Source organism: Parageobacillus galactosidasius, from assembly GCF_002217735.1.
GTDB classification, from domain to species: domain Bacteria; phylum Bacillota; class Bacilli; order Bacillales; family Anoxybacillaceae; genus Parageobacillus_B; species Parageobacillus_B toebii.
The window spans coordinates 101,435-118,588 of record NZ_NDYL01000001.1 but is presented as its reverse complement, the minus strand read 5'-3'; the positions used below and the strand labels follow the sequence as shown (position 1 = coordinate 118,588).

The following is a 17,154-nucleotide window of genomic DNA, read 5'->3' as shown; positions in this document are numbered from 1 at the left end:
CATTATGGTTTTATAGCATAAACGAAAGAGAAATTATGCGCTTTGTTCCTCTTTTTTGTCCGCAACTGCTTTTGCAACAAGCGCAAAGTTGCGAATTGGAGCTTGAAGAACGCTAAGCAACATAGAAAGCAAGCCTTCGCGGGAAGGAAGTTTTGCAAGCGCGTTGATTTCTTCAAGTGTTGCAATGTTGCCTTCAATGACACCTGCTTTAATTTCAAGCGCTTCATGGTCTTTAGCAAATTCGCTTAAAATTTTCGCAGGCGCTACAACATCTTCTTTGCTAAATGCAATCGCATTTGGCCCAGTAAGTACATCATTTAATCCTTCTAAGCCAACTTCCGCTAACGCACGGCGAGTTAATGTGTTTTTATACACTTTGAACTCAACGCCTGCTTCACGAAGTCGCTTACGAAGTTCTGTAACTTCCGCTACGTTTAAGCCGCGGTAGTCTACGATAACCGTAGATTTGCTGGCGCGGAATTTTTCAGCTATCTCTGCTACAATTTGTTTTTTGAGTTCGATCGCACTGCTCATTTTTACACCTCCTGTGGAAGATAAAATGAAAACACCACTTATACCGCATCAACAAAAAACCTCCATGCCACGTAGACATGGAGGTATCGTAAAACGCGCAAAATGACCTTGAACGCGTTTTTCTATCGTACAAATACCTCGGTAGGATATTAAGCTCCTAAGAGCACCTACTGTCTACGGTACAAATGATATTCATTTTTTCAGACAAAAAACATTTTACTAAAAGGATTGAAAGAAGTCAATATTTATTGCGCTACCGCTACTGTAGACGGGTCTACTTTGATGCCAGGGCCCATCGTTGAAGTAATCGTTACGTTTTTCACGTACGTACCTTTTGCAGCGGCTGGTTTTGCTTTTAAAATCGCCTCGTAAATCGTAGTGAAGTTTTCTGCCAGTTTCTCGTTATCAAATGACACTTTACCAATCGGTACATGAATGTTGCCGGCTTTGTCAACGCGATATTCTACTTTACCAGCTTTAATTTCTTGCACCGCTTTCGCAACATCAAATGTAACAGTGCCTGTTTTCGGGTTTGGCATTAACCCTTTCGGACCTAAAATACGTCCTAATTTACCAACTTCACCCATCATATCTGGAGTAGCGACAACAACGTCAAAATCGAACCAACCTTGTTGAATTTTGTTGATATACTCTGTATCGCCAACGTAATCAGCGCCAGCTGCTTCCGCTTCTTTTGCTTTTTCGCCTTTCGCGAATACTAATACGCGTTGTACTTTTCCTGTACCATGAGGCAATACAACCGCACCGCGAATTTGTTGATCGGCTTTTTTCGGATCAACACCTAAACGGAACGCAACTTCTACTGTAGCGTCGAATTTCGCAATGTTTGTTTTCTTCACAAGTTCAATTGCTTCTGCAATCGGATACGCTTTGAAGCGATCCACAAGCTTTGCTGCTTCTAAATATTTTTTTCCTCTTTTTGGCATGTAAAACTCCTCCTTATTGTGGTTTTAGCGGAATGACCTCCCACGAATAAAGGTTGCGAAAAGGATTTCTCCTTATAGTCGCAACCTCCTCAGCCAACTTTATGCACATTAGTCTTCGATAACAATACCCATGCTGCGGGCTGTACCTTCAACCATGCGCATCGCAGCTTCGATGCTCGCTGCGTTTAAATCCGGCATTTTCATTTCGGCAATCTCGCGCACTTTATCGCGTTTGATTGTCGCTACTTTATTACGGTTTGGTTCACCAGAACCAGATTCAATGCCGGCCGCTTTTTTCAATAATACTGCAGCTGGCGGAGTTTTCGTAATAAATGTAAATGAACGGTCTTCAAAAACCGTAATTTCAACCGGAATAATTAAACCCGCTTGGTCAGCTGTGCGAGCATTGAACTCTTTACAAAATGCCATAATATTAACACCGGCTTGACCTAACGCTGGACCAACTGGTGGTGCCGGATTTGCTTTACCTGCAGGAATTTGTAGTTTCACGACTTTTATAACTTTTTTTGCCACGAGACACACCTCCTTAAGTCCGTGATGTGGTATTAGGGATTGTCCCTCCCACTCATAAGGCTAACTATAGCCCTTTTCCGTATTCTCTCGTTTCGGTTGAGAGGATCTGCGTGTTAGAAAAACGCTCCCTTATACAAACTTGTATAAGTTCATTGCCTAATGCAAACCAATTGTTTGCCTCGATTCACGAGACATACTGACTTTAAAATATTATCACTTTTCTATTTCGATTGCAAGTTGTTTTCCATTATATTTTTTCAATTTGTGAAAACTCAAATTCCACTGGTGTTTCGCGACCAAACATATTGACAAGCACTTTTACTTTTCTCTTATCTAGATCGATCTCTTCAATTTTACCGGTAAAGTTAGCAAAAGGACCTTCTTTCACCCTTACCGTTTCATTTAATTCATAGTCTACATCGATCTCCGTCAACGGCATACCCATTCGTTTTAAAATCATTTCGACTTCCTCTTCAAGAAGTGGCGTTGGTTTTGAACCTGCCCCGCTTGATCCAACAAACCCTGTTACTCCTGGCGTGTTGCGTACTACATACCAGGAATCATCGGTCATCACCATCTCCACTAACACATACCCTGGAAATACTTTTTTCTTTGTTGCCTTCTTCTTTCCGTTTTTTGTATCTGTTTCCGTTTCTTCAGGAACGACGATGCGAAAAATTTTATCTTGCATACCCATTGATTCCACGCGCTTTTCCAAGTTGGCTTTTACTTTATTTTCATAGCCTGAATACGTATGAATGACATACCAATTTTTCTCCATCGATGAGGACTTGACTGTCCTTTCCCTCCCTAAATCGGTTTGGTTTCCTTTTTTAAGCAAAACAAAAACCCGTTACCGGGCTATACGTTCGCTTTATTATCTTTCATTATATCATATGGGCAAAAGACTTATTCAAAAACAAGACGAATTAATTTAGAAATACCTAGATCAACAATAGCGAAAAAGACCGTAAAAAACACAACGGTGGCCAATACAATAGCCGTATAATTGACAAGTTCTTTTCGGCTTGGCCAGCTTACTTTTTTCATTTCCCGTGCTACTTCTTTAAAAAAATTCATTATTCGTTGCATGATTAGTAACCTCCAACAAACGTACGAGCTGCCCACATTGCTTTATTTCGTTTCGCGGTGGGTCGTATGCATATTGCAAGTTTTGCAAAATTTGCTCGTTTCAAAGCGTTCTTGACAACGGTTGACGTTTTTCATTGTAACATAATTTCGACTATTGCATTGACTGCAAGCTAAAATAATTTTTTTCCTCATGAATGTCCCACCGTTCTAAAGGATGTCCATAAAAATTTACCATACACGTATTCCCATGTCAATGACTTCAGGAAAATAAAAGTCTTCTCCTAAAGACTAATTTCACGATATTCCAAATATTTTTCCAGTTTTCTTTTTACGCGCTGAAGGGCGTTATCAATCGATTTGACATGGCGATTTAGCTCTTCAGAAATTTCTTGATATGAGCGACCATCTAAATATAAAGCAAGCACTTTCCGCTCCAAATCGCTGAGCAGTTCAGTCATTTTCACCTCAATATCATCGACTTCCTCGCGATTGACGATCAGTTCTTCTGGATCCATCGCTTTCGTTCCAGAAATGACATCCATCAGCGTCCGGTCTGATTCATCATCATAAATAGGTCTATCCAAAGATACATAAGAATTAAGCGGAATATGTTTTTGTCTTGTCGCTGTTTTAATTGCAGTGATCATCTGCCTTGTAATACAAAGTTCTGCAAACGCTTTAAAAGAGGAAAGCTTGTCCCCTTTAAAATCGCGAACCGCCTTATATAAACCAATCATTCCTTCTTGAATGATATCTTCCCGATCGGCGCCGACTAAAAAATAAGAGCGCGCTTTGGCACGTACAAAATTTTGATACTTATGAATCAAAAAATCTAGCGCATCTCCATCCCCTTGATGCACAAGTTCAACTAATTGCTCATCTTCCAAATGTTTATAGTTTTTATATGTTTTTTCTTTGAAGCAATCGCACACGCTGATCCCCCCGACCGCATAAATCGCTAGAATTTATTATACAGTACAAATTTTTACAGCGTCAACCGCTCATTTTTGCCCTCTTCGCCATCTTTCGAAAATTTCAGCAATTTCATCTGTCAATGGAACTTTAGACATAGGAGTTTGTTCTTGTATATTTTGTAATTTTTTTGAAATAGCCTTTTCGATAGACTCCATTTCGACTAAAAGTTCACGTGCCGACTTACGCAACGCCCCTTGACTAAAAATCGTCCATTGCTCCGTATAATCCGACGTAGCGACATACACCTTTGTTTGCACATTAATTAAGCTTTTTGCTAACCTTTCAATCCGTTCATCCGCTGTCTCATTTTCTTTGGTAAAAATAACTTCGACTTGATGATCTTTATATTTTTTCTCATTCCCTTGTATGAGGTGCGCATCGAAAACGATAATGACTTGATCTCCAGTAAATCCTTGGTACTCGGCCATTTTGGAAATCAATAAATCCCTTGCCGCAGCAAGGTCATCCTCCTCTTTCAGCTTGCGAAGCTCCGGCCAAGCACCGATCATGTTATAGCCATCGACAATCAGAATATTCATCGATTTATTCTCCTTGCGGATAACGTTTGCGGTACACCTCATACATGAGAAGACTTGCAGCGACAGAAGCATTCAATGACGTAACATGCCCTCTCATCGGCAAATGAATGAGAAAATCGCATTTTTCTAAAATGAGCCTTCCGATTCCTTTTCCTTCACTGCCAATGACAAGAGCCAGCGGCATCGTTCCGTCAAGGGAGCGATAGTCATCTTTTGCTTTGGCATCTGTTCCAACAATCCATACACCGCGCTCTTTTAATTCATCAATCGTTCTCGCTAAATTCGTCACTCGCGCAACGGGGACATATTCGATCGCACCTGTCGAAGCTTTTGCTACCGTTGCTGTCAATCCTACAGAACGGCGTTTCGGAATAATGATTCCGTGGGCGCCTACGGCATCAGCCGTTCGCATAATCGAACCTAAGTTATGTGGATCTTCCAATTCATCAAGAATGAGAAAAAATGGCGGTTCGTTTTTTTCGGATGCTCGCGCAAATAAATCATCCACCTCGTAATAACGGTACGCCGCAACTTGAGCGACAACTCCTTGGTGCGCCCCTTCCACCATTTGATCAAGCTTTTTTTTCGGAACATATTGCACAAGCACACCATTTTGCTTAGCAAGCTGAATAATCGGTTGGATAGAGTTGCGCTGCACACCTTCTGCTATCCAAATCTTGTTAATTTCCCTTTCTGATTTCAATGCCTCGATGACAGGATTTTTTCCAATAATAAAATCCATTGCTACAACTCCCTTTCCTCACCTTCAATAATCGCAAAAGAACAGCGAATAATCTCCTCAACTCGTTTTTCATTATTTCCTAAAAAATGATAGCCAATAAGCGCTTCAAATGCTGTACTATATCGGTACGTCTGCACATCCGTGTTTTTGGGAATCGTACCAGATTTGGCGTTTCTTCCCCGGCGAACGACCGACTGCTCTTCTTCTGTTAATAATTCATTTTCTAATAATGTTAACAACACTTTTGCTTGTGCTTTCGCTGATACATATTGAATCGCTTGTTTATGAAGCTGATGCGGCTTCACATTTCCGTTTGAAAGAAGGTGATGCCGTACATAAAGTTCGTATACGGCATCCCCAATGTAAGCAAGCGCTAATCCGTTTAGTTGTTTTACATCTTTGATCGGCTGTAAAAGACTCATCGCATCTTATCCTCTTTTCCATCTCGTACCTTGCGGCGTATCTTCTAAAATAATGTTTTTCGCCTTTAATTCATCACGAATTTGATCCGCTAAAGCAAAATTCCGATTTTTTCTCGCTTCGTTCCGCTTTTGAATAAGCGCTTCGATTTCCTCGTCCAATAATTCCTCTTCTTGCAACGTAATGCCCAGTACATCTAACAGCTGTTCAAATTCACGCAAAAATGCATGAATGACGCGTTCGGACGTATTTTTTTCCAACAAATATAAGTTCGCTTGTTTCGATAGCTCAAATAACACGGCAATCCCATTGGCTGTGTTAAAATCATCGTCCATCTCCCGAATAAATGCCTCATGTTGCTCTTGAATGCGCGCAAGCCATTGATCATCATCATCGGTTAAGTTCGTGCTGCTTTGCAATCGATGTTTTAAATTAAAATAGGACGTTTTTAACCGTTCCAATCCTTTTTTCGCGCTTTCTAATAATTCTTCACTATAGTTAATCGGATGTCGGTAATGAACAGAAAGCATAAAGAACCGTAATACTTGCGGATCGATTTGCTGGATAATATCGTGAACGAGCACAAAATTACCTAGCGATTTTGACATTTTTTCGTTATTAATATTTAAATATCCGTTATGAAGCCAATATTTCGCAAACGGTTTTCCTGTTAACGCTTCTGATTGTGCAATTTCGTTTTCATGATGAGGAAACGTCAAATCTTGACCACCGGCATGAATATCAATCGTATCCCCTAAATATTTACGCGCCATTGCCGAGCACTCGATATGCCATCCCGGACGCCCTTTTCCCCACGGGCTATCCCAGCAAATTTCACCTTCTTTTGCCGCTTTCCATAACGCAAAATCAAGCGGATCTTCTTTCTTTTCCCCTACTTCAATGCGCGCTCCCGCTTTTAGTTCATCAATAGATTGATGCGAGAGTTTTCCATATTCTTTAAATTTCCTTGTACGATAGTACACATCCCCGTCTACTTCGTATGCATAACCTCTATCGATTAATGTTTGAATAAATTCAATAATCGTATCTATATTTTCCGTTACGCGTGGATGAACATCCGCTTTTTTGCATCCAAGCGCTGTAATATCTTCAAAATACGCTTGAATAAAACGCTCCGCGATTGTCGGCACATCTTCTCCTAATTCGCGCGCCGCCTTAATTAACTTGTCATCCACATCCGTAAAATTGGAGACGTATTTCACTTCATAACCGCGAAACTCTAGGTAACGGCGAATCGTATCAAACACAATCGCGGCGCGGGCGTTCCCAATATGAATATAGTTATATACGGTTGGACCGCATACATACATTTTTACTTTATTCGGTTCTAGCGGTTCAAACAATTCCTTTTTTCTTGTTAACGTGTTATAAAGTCGAATGCTGCTCATCTTCGACCTTCCTTTCCTTCTTTAAGCTTTCAATTTCTTCACGCAATCTTGCAATTTCTGCTTCTAACTCTTTAATGCGATCGGCAACCGGATCTGGCAAGTCCGTATGATTTAAGTCTTTTTTCACTTTCACACCATTGCGGACAACCACTCGTCCCGGAATGCCAACAACCGTGGAGTTCGGTGGAACGTCTTTCAACACAACAGAACCTGCTCCGATTTTTGAGTTTTCTCCAATCGTAATGGAACCGAGCACTTTCGCACCTGCTGCAATTAAGCAGTTATCTTTAATCGTTGGATGGCGCTTTCCTTTTTCTTTCCCTGTTCCTCCTAATGTTACACCTTGATACACAGTTACATTATCTCCAATTTCACATGTTTCGCCAATCACCACACCCATGCCATGATCGATGAAAAAGCGGCGGCCGATTTTCGCTCCCGGGTGAATTTCAATGCCTGTAAAAAAGCGGCTAATTTGCGAAATAAGGCGGGCAAGAAAGTAAAATTTACGCTTATATAATGCATGAGCAATACGGTGCGCCCAAATCGCGTGAAGACCAGAGTATGTTAAAATAACTTCTAAATAGCTTCTTGCTGCTGGATCTTGCTCAAAAATCACCTCAATATCTTCCTTAAGTGTTTTAAACATATGATCCTCCCTCCACTTTCATCAAATTTGCGGAAAGTACATCTATGAAAAAAGCGTCTCTGTGCCAATGACACAGAGACGCTTCTAGGCGCGGTTCCACTCTGTTTAGCTAAACGATTCGTTTAGCTCACTCCAATCTGATAACGGAGAAACTCCGCTCCTATCTACTACAGAACGTCTCTGCTCTGGTTCGAAAGGAGGCTCCGAGGGGCATTTCAAAAACATCGGTCATGAATCACTTCCAGCCAAGGTGATTCTCTCTGGAATGCCAATGTTTTCTACTTCTCCTCGTCAACGCTTTTTCTATATTTTATTTTTACTATATGAAAAACGGATAAAAAGGTTAATGAATTACTTTTTCTAATCGGCTTATAACTTTTTCCTTTCCTAATAATTGAATCGCAAATGGCAGTTCCGGGCCGTGTGTTTGCCCTGTTACCGCAACACGAATCGGCATAAACAATTTTTTCCCTTTTTGTCCTGTCGCTTTTTGCACCGATTTAATTGCCGCTTTAATATTTTCTGCCGTAAACGGCTCAAGCTGTTTCACTTCTTCTAAAAATGTTTTTAACACATCAGGGACTTGTTCGCCAGCTAACACTTCTTTCGCTTCTTCATTATACTCAATGTCTTCTTTAAAGAACAACTCCGATAGCTCTACAATTTCCGCTCCATAACTCATTTGTTCTTGGTATAATGCAATTAAATCACGCGCCCATTGACGTTGTTCTTCACTCATTTGTTCTGGCAGGCGGCCGGCTTTAATCAAGTGCGGCAATGAAATTTCCACTAATCGGTCTAAGTCTAATTTTTTAATATATTGGTTATTCATCCATGTCAACTTTTTCGTATCGAACATCGATGGTGATTTGGACAATCGGGAAACATCAAAAATACGAATGAGTTCCTCTTTCGAGAAAATTTCTTCTTCCCCTTCTGGTGACCATCCTAATAGTGCAAAGAAGTTAAACAACGCTTCTGGCAAATAGCCAAGCTCTTTATATTGAGAAACAAATTGAATAATCGATTCATCACGTTTTGAAAGTTTTTTGCGATTCTCATTTACAATTAACGTTAAATGAGCAAATTTCGGCGGCTCCCACCCGAAATAGTCGTAAATCATTAACTGTTTCGGCGTGTTCGATAAATGTTCTTCACCGCGGAACACGTGGGTAATTTTCATTAAGTGGTCATCAATAACAACAGCAAAATTGTATGTTGGGATGCCGTTTGCTTTCATAATGACCCAATCGCCAATATCTTTTGATTCAAACGTCACTTTTCCACGTACGATATCTTCAAATTCATATACTTTTCCTTCAGGTACTTTTACACGAATCGTATACGGCTTTCCTTCTGCTTCCAATTGTGCGACTTGTTCTTTCGTTAAATGGCGGCACTTTCCGCTATATTGCGGCGCTGCAATCCCTGCCGCTCTTTGCGCTTCCCGCTCTTTTTCCAGCTCTTCTGGCGTGCAGAAACATTTATACGCATATCCTTTTTCTAAAAGTTCATTCACGTATTTACGATATATATCGAGACGTTCCGTTTGGCGATATGGACCGTATCCGCCGTCTTTATCCACCGACTCGTCATAATCAATGCCTAACCATTTTAAGTTTTCTAACTGCGACTGTTCGCCACCTTCTACGTTTCGTTCGATATCCGTATCCTCAATACGTACAATAAATTTTCCATTATGATGACGAGCAAATAAATAGTTAAATAACGCCGTTCTTGCACCGCCAATATGTAAATGACCGGTTGGGCTCGGTGCGTATCGCACTCTCACTTCTTGTGACATCGTCAATAACCCTCCAATATCTAATCAAACTTGTACCACTATTGTACATTTTATATGAGCAAAGTTCAAAATGGATTGTTTGAGGCTATACAAGTAAGCAATATGATGTTTATTTTATTTTTTTTGCAATAATACGACTGCTTGAGCAGCAATTCCTTCTTCTCGGCCAGTAAAACCTAACTTTTCCGTCGTTGTTGCTTTGACATTGACTTGTGACAGTTCTCCTTCTAACAAATTCGCAATGTTTTCTTTCATTTGCTCAATATGTGGCGCCATCTTTGGCTTTTGTGCGATAATCGTGCAATCGAGATTAGCAAGTTCGTATCCTTGCTGCTTGACTAATTCCCATACTTGTTTTAATAATAGCGCAGAATCAGCGTCCTTATAGCAGTCATCGGTATCTGGAAAATGCTTGCCAATATCACCTGCACCAATTGCTCCTAAACATGCATCTGCGACCGCATGCAACAATACATCGGCGTCGGAATGGCCGAGCAACCCTTTTTCGTATGGAATGCGAACGCCTCCAATGATGAGGGGACGGCCCTCGACAAGCTGATGAACATCAAATCCTTGACCAATGCGAAACATGTAGTTACCCCTCTCGTTATGAAATTACCCAACTTGATAAAATCGCTTCAGCAAATAATAAATCATCCGGTGTCGTTAATTTAATATTGCGGTAATCGCCTTCGACAATTTTTACTTTCCCGCCAATTCGCTCTACAAGACTTGCATCATCTGTGCCAATATAACCATCTTTTTGTGCCTGCTCATGTGCCCTTAAAACGAGAGAAACATGAAAAGCTTGTGGAGTTTGTACAGCCCACAAGCTAGAGCGTTCCACCGTTTCCTCAACAAACTGATCGCGCGCCTTTTTGATAGTGTCTTTAACACGCACAGCCGGAATTGCTGCACCGTGTTCCTTCGCTTCTTTTACTAATTCATGAATGTGCTCTATCGTAACGAACGGACGCGCACCATCATGAATAAGCACAATATCCCCATTTTTCACCGCTTTCAGTCCATTGTACACGCTGTGTTGTCGCTCTTTTCCACCGCTTACGATCGCAGTGATTTTTTTAATATGGAAACGAGAAAATAATTGTTCAAACTGTGTTCTTTCCGCTTCATTAATCACAACAATAATACCACGGCACCATTCATCGTTTTCAAACACTTTTAATGTGCGCACAATTAGCGGTTCGTTTTGAAGTTCAATCAATTGTTTATTAACTCCTGCCTTCATTCGCTTTCCTTGCCCGGCTGCAGGAATGACTACCTCATACATCATCGCTGTTTCCCCTACTCATTCGTTTATAACGCTTTTTGCAATAGCTTTAGCTTCGCGAAAATCATTCTCCCTGCTGATGTTTGTAACACGCTTGTCACCAGTACGTCAACCCGTTTGCCTATATAATCTTTTCCGTCTTCCACGACAATCATTGTTCCATCATCTAAGTACGCCACACCTTGATTGTGCTCCTTGCCATCTTTGATCACATGAACGTTTAATTCTTCCCCAGGGAGAACAACCGGTTTCACCGCATTCGCTAAATCATTAATATTAAGGACACGCACATTTTGCAGCTCACATACTTTATTTAAATTGAAATCATTCGTGACGACAACACCTGATGTTAATTTTGCCAACTTCACCAGCTTACTGTCTACCTCTTGAATATCGTCAAAATCACCTTCATAAATTTCCACTTTAATGTCCAATTCCTTTTGAATGCGGTTTAAAATGTCAAGTCCACGTCGGCCACGATTGCGTTTTAACACATCAGATGAATCTGCAATATGTTGCAATTCTTCAAGCACAAAACGAGGAATGACAATCGTTCCTTCTAAAAAACCTGTTTGGCAAATATCCGCAATTCGGCCATCAATAATTACACTTGTGTCTAAAATTTTTACAGGACTGTCTTTTGATAAGCCGGTCTCTTCTTCTGTCCCCTTTTTCTTTGCCATTCGATTGGAAAGAGAAAATAAATTCATTAATTCATGCCGTTTTTTAAATCCGACTTGAAATCCTAAATAACCAAGCAGGATCGTCAAAAATATTGGCAGCACCGTATTGACGACTTGAAACTGAAACGATTGCAGCGGCATGACGACTAAAAACGCAATAATAAGGCCGAAAATAAGCCCTAAACTGCCAAATAAAAGATCAGCAACAGGCACTTTAACGAGCGATTCCTCGACCCAGCGAATCATATCTACAATATAATCTACTAGCCAAAAAGTCATCATAAAGAAAATAAGTGCTCCTAATACCGCTAATGTATATGAATTATTTAATAATGAAATGTCGCTTATATTCATAAGGCGCAACAAATTTGGCAAGAAAACAACACCTAATGTTCCTCCAACAACAAGAAAAAACAACTGAACGATACGTTTTACCATTTCTTTATTTTCACCTCCCTATTTAACATTATAAACAGTTTCCAATGTTTGAAACCAATCTTTAACATAGTTTTTAATATTTTTTAAATATTTGACATGTACTTGTAAATTTTACTGCAACGTATGTTCAAGTGCCTCGGCAACGTGGGACACACCGATCACGGTTATATGTTTTGGCGGATTCCATCCTGCTAAATTGTTTTTAGGAATAATGATGCGAGAAAACCCTAATTTTACTGCTTCTTGCACCCGTTGTTCAATACGGGAAACACGGCGTACTTCCCCAGTTAAACCGACCTCGCCGATAATCACATCGGACGGGTTGGTTGGCTGATCGCGGAAACTTGAGGCAATGCTTACGGCAATCGCCAAATCAATCGCTGGCTCGTCTAATTTTACTCCCCCTGCCACTTTCAAGTAAGCGTCCTGATTTTGTAAAAGCAGGCCGACCCTTTTTTCCAATACGGCCATTAATAAAGAAACACGGTTATGGTCGATTCCTGTTGCCATCCGCCGCGGGTTGCCAAAACTCGTTGGAGATACTAATGCTTGAATTTCGACTAATACAGGACGAGTTCCTTCCATTGCTGCGACAACGGTTGAACCTGCCGCCCCTCGGGAACGTTCTTCTAAAAACACTTCTGAAGGGTTTTCGACCTCGATAAGTCCTGAATCTCTCATTTCAAAAATACCAATTTCATTTGTGGAGCCGAAACGGTTTTTCACCGCCCGTAAAATACGATACGTATGGTGACGTTCTCCTTCGAAATAAAGAACCGTATCCACCATATGCTCTAAAATTCTTGGACCGGCAATCGCTCCCTCTTTCGTTACATGGCCGACAATAAAAATGGCAATTCCTTTTGTTTTGGCAATTTTCATCAGTTCCGCTGTACATTCACGGACTTGCGATACACTTCCTGGTGCGGACGTAATATCTGCACGGTAAATCGTTTGAATCGAATCAATCACAACACAAGCGGGGCGAACATTTTCGATTGCTTCTGCAATATATTCCAAATCTGTCTCCGCTAATACATACAATTGGTCGGAAGCAATGTGAAGGCGGTCAGCGCGCAATTTCGTTTGTTTTACGGATTCTTCGCCGGATATATATAATACTTTATGTTGCATAGCAGCAAGTTGCGCAGAAACTTGCAAAAGAAGCGTTGATTTTCCAATGCCTGGATCCCCACCGATTAAAACGAGCGAACCTTTCACAATTCCCCCACCTAATACGCGGTTAAATTCAGAAATATTCGTTTGTATGCGCGGCTCTTGCGTTGTGGTCACGGTAGTAATTGGAACTGGTTTTGAGATGATATCATCCGTGGAATGCACAAACACTCCTCTTGTCATTGGCTTTGTCCGCTCAATTTCCTCGACCATCGAATTCCATGTACTGCATCCTGGACATCTTCCAAGCCATTTCGCTGATTCATAACCGCATTCTTGACAAACAAACTTTGTTTTCTTTTTCCCCATCGCTAGAAAACCCTTTCTTTTTCATCGTTGAAACAAAAAGGTATGGGCAGTGAGCCGCCGCATACCTTCCATCAAGAAAACGCCGATTACATCACCGCTTGCTCTGATAAAACGACGAACTCTCCGTCTTTTACGTCTACAATGACTTTTTGCCCTTTGCCAATCGTTCCTTTTAACAGCTCTTCCGACAAACGATCTTCTACATGTTTTTGCAACGCGCGACGCAATGGACGAGCACCGTATTCTAGATCATATCCCTCGGAAACAATTTTTTCAATGGCCGCATCCGTTAACTCTAAATCGATATCTTGTTCTTTTAAGCGTTTTACAAGCTGTTCTGCCATTAGTTTTACAATTTCTTTTAAATGTTGTTTTTCAAGTGAATGGAAGACAATAATTTCATCAATTCGGTTTAAAAACTCCGGACGAAATGCTTTCTTTAACTCGTCCATGACTTTTCCTTTCATGTCTTTATACTTCTGATCTTCATCTTGGATATTAAAGCCGACGTATTTATTCCGCTTTAACGCATCCGCACCGACGTTCGATGTCATAATGATAATCGTATTGCGGAAATCAACCGTTCTTCCTTTCGAATCAGTTAAACGCCCGTCTTCCAACACTTGCAGCAAAATGTTAAATACGTCCGGATGCGCTTTTTCCATCTCATCTAACAACACGACCGAATACGGTTTGCGGCGCACTTTTTCCGTTAGTTGACCGCCTTCCTCGTATCCGACATAGCCAGGAGGCGAACCGATTAAACGAGATGTCGAGTGCTTCTCCATATATTCCGACATATCGATGCGAATAAGTGCGTCTTCATCACCGAACATCGCTTCTGCAAGCGCTCTTGCTAATTCTGTTTTTCCAACACCAGTTGGACCGAGGAAAATGAACGAGCCAATCGGGCGTTTCGGATCTTTTAATCCAGCGCGTGCACGACGAACTGCTTTGGCAACTGCTTTTACTGCTTCATCTTGACCAACGACGCGGGAATGTAAAATTTCTTCTAGTTTCAATAATCGTTCTGTTTCTGTTTGCGCAAGTTTTGACACCGGAATTCCTGTCCAGCTTGATACAACCATCGCAATGTCTTCCACTGTTACTTCAGAGTTTTCCTGACCCTGTTTTTCTTTCCACGCGCGTTTCGTTTCTTCTAATTCTTCACGTAAACGTTGTTCCATATCACGCAAGGAAGCAGCTTTTTCAAATTCTTGGCTTTGTACAGCAGCATCTTTTTCTTTGCGTACTTCCTCAAGTTTTTGCTCAAGCTCCTTTAATTGTGGAGGAGCAGTAAACGAACGAAGGCGAACTTTCGAACAAGCCTCATCGATTAAATCGATTGCTTTATCTGGAAGGAAACGGTCAGTAATATAGCGGTCAGATAATTTTACTGCCTGAATGATTGCTTCATCCGAAATAGATACACGGTGATGCGCTTCATAGCGATCGCGCAATCCTTTTAAAATTTGAATCGATTCTTCTACCGTCGGTTCATCGACGTAAATTGGTTGGAAACGACGTTCTAATGCCGCGTCTTTTTCAATATATTTCCGATACTCATCCAATGTAGTCGCACCAATGCATTGCAACTCCCCACGGGCAAGCGCTGGCTTCAAGATGTTCGATGCGTCAATCGCACCTTCTGCACCACCTGCGCCAATAAGCGTATGGAGCTCATCAATGAAGAGAATGATATTTCCTGCTTGACGAATCTCATCCATCACTTTTTTCAGACGATCTTCAAATTCACCGCGGTATTTTGTACCAGCTACTACCGTTCCCATATCTAACGTCATTACTCGCTTATCGCGGAGTGTTTCTGGAACCTCATTATTTACGATTTGTTGCGCAAGACCTTCAGCAATGGCTGTTTTCCCAACCCCAGGTTCTCCGATTAACACCGGGTTATTTTTTGTACGACGGCTTAACACTTCAATAACGCGCTGAATTTCCTTGCTTCTGCCAATAACAGGGTCTAATCTTCCTTCACGAGCAATCGCCGTTAAATCGCGAGCTAAGCTGTCTAATGTTGGTGTACTTACGTGTGAAGCACCGCCTCCTGAATGACCGGAAACAGACTCATTGCTTCCAAGCAGTTGCAACACTTGTTGGCGCGCTTTATTAAGACTTACTCCCAAATTGTTAAGTACGCGGGCCGCAACTCCTTCACCTTCACGAATAAGACCTAGTAAAATATGTTCTGTTCCTACATAGGAATGGCCAAGCTTTCTCGCTTCATCCATCGATAGTTCAATTACTTTTTTCGCACGCGGCGTATAATGGATCGTATGGGAAACTTCATGGCCGCGACCGATTAACGATTCTACCTCTTTTTGAATTTTTTCTGGCCCAAGCCCTAAAGCCATTAATGCTTTTGCTGCAATTCCTTCCCCCTCGCGAATTAAACCTAATAAAATATGTTCCGTTCCAATGTTATTATGGCCAAGGCGTATTGCTTCCTCTTGAGCTAGCGCCAATACTTTTTGCGCCCGCTCCGTAAATCTTCCAAACATCATTATTCATCACCCTCCATCGCTTTTCTTTCTTCCATTTTTAGACGTTCGCGGATTAGTGCCGCCCGTCGAACATCCCGTTCTTCCGGTCTTAGCACGCCGCCTGCATACTGTTGTAAAAATCCAGGTTGAGTTAAAATCATCAGCTCATTTAAAATATTGCGCGAAATATTTTTAATATATCCTAAGTCAATTCCTAAACGTACATCAGACAAACATTGCGCTGCTTCTTTAGATTCAATAACACGGCTATTTGCTAATATCCCATAAGAACGGAATACTCTGTCTTCTAATTGTATGTTTAAAGTTTTGACTAATGTCTCCCTCGCCATTCTTTCCTGGGCAATTAATTGTTGAACAACGCTTTTCAAATCTTCCACAATATCCTCTTCCGACTTTCCTAATGTAATTTGATTTGAAATTTGGAAAATGTTACCTAACGCCTCACTGCCTTCTCCATATGTTCCGCGTACTACTAATCCTAGTTGGTTGATTGCTGGAATAATGCGGTTTATTTGCTGTGTTAAAACGAGAGCCGGGAGATGCATCATAACAGAAGCGCGCATCCCTGTTCCAACGTTTGTCGGACAGCTTGTTAAATATCCGAGTTTTTCATCAAACGCATAATTGACATGTTCCTCAATCCAATCATCAAGCTCATTAGCCACTTTTAACGCTTCTGTTAATTGAAGACCAGGAAATAAACATTGAATACGAATGTGATCCTCTTCATTAATCATAATGCTTATTTCTTCATTTTCTGAAAGCAAGCACGCCCCAAAAGGAGAATCTTCTGCCAAATGCGGGCTAATTAAATGCTTTTCTACCAATACCCTTTTTTCAATCGGTTGAAGCTCTGACATTTTTAACAATTCAAAACGACCGACAGACGGGTAAAAACGATGAGCAAATGTTTGCTCAAACAATGAAACAATTTGCTGTGCTTCCTCATTGTTAAATACTGTTGGAAACTGAAAATCAACAATGTTTCTTGCTAAACGGATACGGCTGCTTAACACGATATCAGAATCAGGCCCCTCTTGACTCATCCAAGAACTGACCGCCGTATTAAAAAACTTCTCAAACGACATAT

Annotated in this window: 19 protein-coding genes and 2 other annotated features; all 19 genes read right to left on the bottom strand. The window is 41.1% G+C overall.

Going from position 1 to position 17,154, the window contains the following annotated elements:
- Nucleotides 1–33 precede the first annotated feature (33 nt).
- The 19 genes from rplJ to mcsB all read right to left on the bottom strand — a co-directional run bounded on the left by rplJ (nucleotide 34) and on the right by mcsB (nucleotide 17,152).
- Nucleotides 34–534, bottom strand: a complete 501-nt coding sequence (gene rplJ, locus B9L23_RS00605; protein WP_062756068.1) for a 50S ribosomal protein L10 — start codon at nucleotides 532–534, stop codon at nucleotides 34–36.
- A gap of 44 nt (nucleotides 535–578) precedes the next feature.
- Nucleotides 579–732 (bottom strand) — a sequence feature (ribosomal protein L10 leader region).
- A 47-nt stretch (nucleotides 733–779) separates the two neighbouring features.
- Entirely contained in the window at nucleotides 780–1,481 is a 702-nt protein-coding gene (rplA, locus tag B9L23_RS00600) for a 50S ribosomal protein L1 (protein WP_012748873.1), read from the bottom strand.
- 108 nt (nucleotides 1,482–1,589) lie between these two features.
- Nucleotides 1,590–2,015: a 50S ribosomal protein L11 gene (gene rplK / locus B9L23_RS00595; RefSeq protein ID WP_012748872.1), complete on the bottom strand. Its 426-nt coding sequence runs from the start codon at nucleotides 2,013–2,015 to the stop codon at nucleotides 1,590–1,592.
- Nucleotides 2,016–2,262: 247 nt separating this feature from the next.
- Nucleotides 2,263–2,796 (bottom strand): transcription termination/antitermination protein NusG, encoded by a 534-nt coding sequence (nusG, locus tag B9L23_RS00590; protein ID WP_012748871.1) that lies wholly within the window; start codon nucleotides 2,794–2,796, stop codon nucleotides 2,263–2,265.
- A gap of 128 nt (nucleotides 2,797–2,924) precedes the next feature.
- Complete coding sequence (gene secE, locus B9L23_RS00585; protein ID WP_012748870.1) at nucleotides 2,925–3,107, bottom strand: preprotein translocase subunit SecE; 183 nt, start codon at nucleotides 3,105–3,107, stop codon at nucleotides 2,925–2,927.
- A 42-nt stretch (nucleotides 3,108–3,149) separates the two neighbouring features.
- Nucleotides 3,150–3,299 carry a 50S ribosomal protein L33 gene (gene rpmG, locus B9L23_RS00580; protein WP_012748869.1) on the bottom strand — a complete coding sequence of 50 codons (150 nt, stop codon included), beginning with the start codon at nucleotides 3,297–3,299 and terminating at the stop codon, nucleotides 3,150–3,152.
- Between the two features lie 89 nt (nucleotides 3,300–3,388).
- Nucleotides 3,389–4,039, bottom strand: coding sequence for an RNA polymerase sporulation sigma factor SigH (gene sigH / locus B9L23_RS00575; RefSeq protein WP_062677080.1), 651 nt, complete (start codon nucleotides 4,037–4,039; stop codon nucleotides 3,389–3,391).
- Between the two features lie 69 nt (nucleotides 4,040–4,108).
- The gene (locus B9L23_RS00570; protein ID WP_012748867.1) at nucleotides 4,109–4,621 is read right to left on the bottom strand and encodes an NYN domain-containing protein; all 513 of its coding nucleotides are present in this window, start codon (nucleotides 4,619–4,621) and stop codon (nucleotides 4,109–4,111) included.
- A 4-nt stretch (nucleotides 4,622–4,625) separates the two neighbouring features.
- A complete protein-coding gene (gene rlmB / locus B9L23_RS00565) occupies nucleotides 4,626–5,363 on the bottom strand; it encodes a 23S rRNA (guanosine(2251)-2'-O)-methyltransferase RlmB (RefSeq protein ID WP_012748866.1) in 738 nt (245 codons plus the stop codon).
- A 2-nt stretch (nucleotides 5,364–5,365) separates the two neighbouring features.
- Nucleotides 5,366–5,785, bottom strand: coding sequence for a Mini-ribonuclease 3 (locus B9L23_RS00560; protein ID WP_012748865.1), 420 nt, complete (start codon nucleotides 5,783–5,785; stop codon nucleotides 5,366–5,368).
- A gap of 6 nt (nucleotides 5,786–5,791) precedes the next feature.
- Nucleotides 5,792–7,192, bottom strand: a complete 1,401-nt coding sequence (cysS, locus tag B9L23_RS00555) for a cysteine--tRNA ligase (protein ID WP_012748864.1) — start codon at nucleotides 7,190–7,192, stop codon at nucleotides 5,792–5,794.
- On the bottom strand, nucleotides 7,170–7,841 hold the full coding sequence (cysE, locus tag B9L23_RS00550) for a serine O-acetyltransferase (protein WP_012748863.1): 672 nt from the start codon (nucleotides 7,839–7,841) through the stop codon (nucleotides 7,170–7,172). The genes cysS and cysE overlap by 23 nt, the downstream gene beginning before the upstream one ends.
- A gap of 71 nt (nucleotides 7,842–7,912) precedes the next feature.
- Nucleotides 7,913–8,145, bottom strand: a binding site (T-box leader).
- A gap of 39 nt (nucleotides 8,146–8,184) precedes the next feature.
- Nucleotides 8,185–9,645, bottom strand: a complete 1,461-nt coding sequence (gene gltX, locus B9L23_RS00545; protein ID WP_062677078.1) for a glutamate--tRNA ligase — start codon at nucleotides 9,643–9,645, stop codon at nucleotides 8,185–8,187.
- Nucleotides 9,646–9,759: 114 nt separating this feature from the next.
- Nucleotides 9,760–10,236, bottom strand: coding sequence for a 2-C-methyl-D-erythritol 2,4-cyclodiphosphate synthase (gene ispF / locus B9L23_RS00540; RefSeq protein WP_089096709.1), 477 nt, complete (start codon nucleotides 10,234–10,236; stop codon nucleotides 9,760–9,762).
- 16 nt (nucleotides 10,237–10,252) lie between these two features.
- Complete coding sequence (gene ispD, locus B9L23_RS00535; protein ID WP_012748860.1) at nucleotides 10,253–10,939, bottom strand: 2-C-methyl-D-erythritol 4-phosphate cytidylyltransferase; 687 nt, start codon at nucleotides 10,937–10,939, stop codon at nucleotides 10,253–10,255.
- Nucleotides 10,940–10,962: 23 nt separating this feature from the next.
- Entirely contained in the window at nucleotides 10,963–12,057 is a 1,095-nt protein-coding gene (locus B9L23_RS00530; protein ID WP_081189181.1) for a PIN/TRAM domain-containing protein, read from the bottom strand.
- A 111-nt stretch (nucleotides 12,058–12,168) separates the two neighbouring features.
- Nucleotides 12,169–13,542 carry a DNA repair protein RadA gene (gene radA, locus B9L23_RS00525; RefSeq protein ID WP_062756074.1) on the bottom strand — a complete coding sequence of 458 codons (1,374 nt, stop codon included), beginning with the start codon at nucleotides 13,540–13,542 and terminating at the stop codon, nucleotides 12,169–12,171.
- An 86-nt stretch (nucleotides 13,543–13,628) separates the two neighbouring features.
- Nucleotides 13,629–16,064, bottom strand: a complete 2,436-nt coding sequence (gene clpC, locus B9L23_RS00520; RefSeq protein WP_062756076.1) for an ATP-dependent protease ATP-binding subunit ClpC — start codon at nucleotides 16,062–16,064, stop codon at nucleotides 13,629–13,631.
- The gene (gene mcsB / locus B9L23_RS00515) at nucleotides 16,064–17,152 is read right to left on the bottom strand and encodes a protein-arginine kinase McsB (protein WP_012748856.1); all 1,089 of its coding nucleotides are present in this window, start codon (nucleotides 17,150–17,152) and stop codon (nucleotides 16,064–16,066) included. Before mcsB ends, clpC begins: the two co-directional genes overlap by 1 nt.
- Nucleotides 17,153–17,154 lie beyond the last annotated feature (2 nt).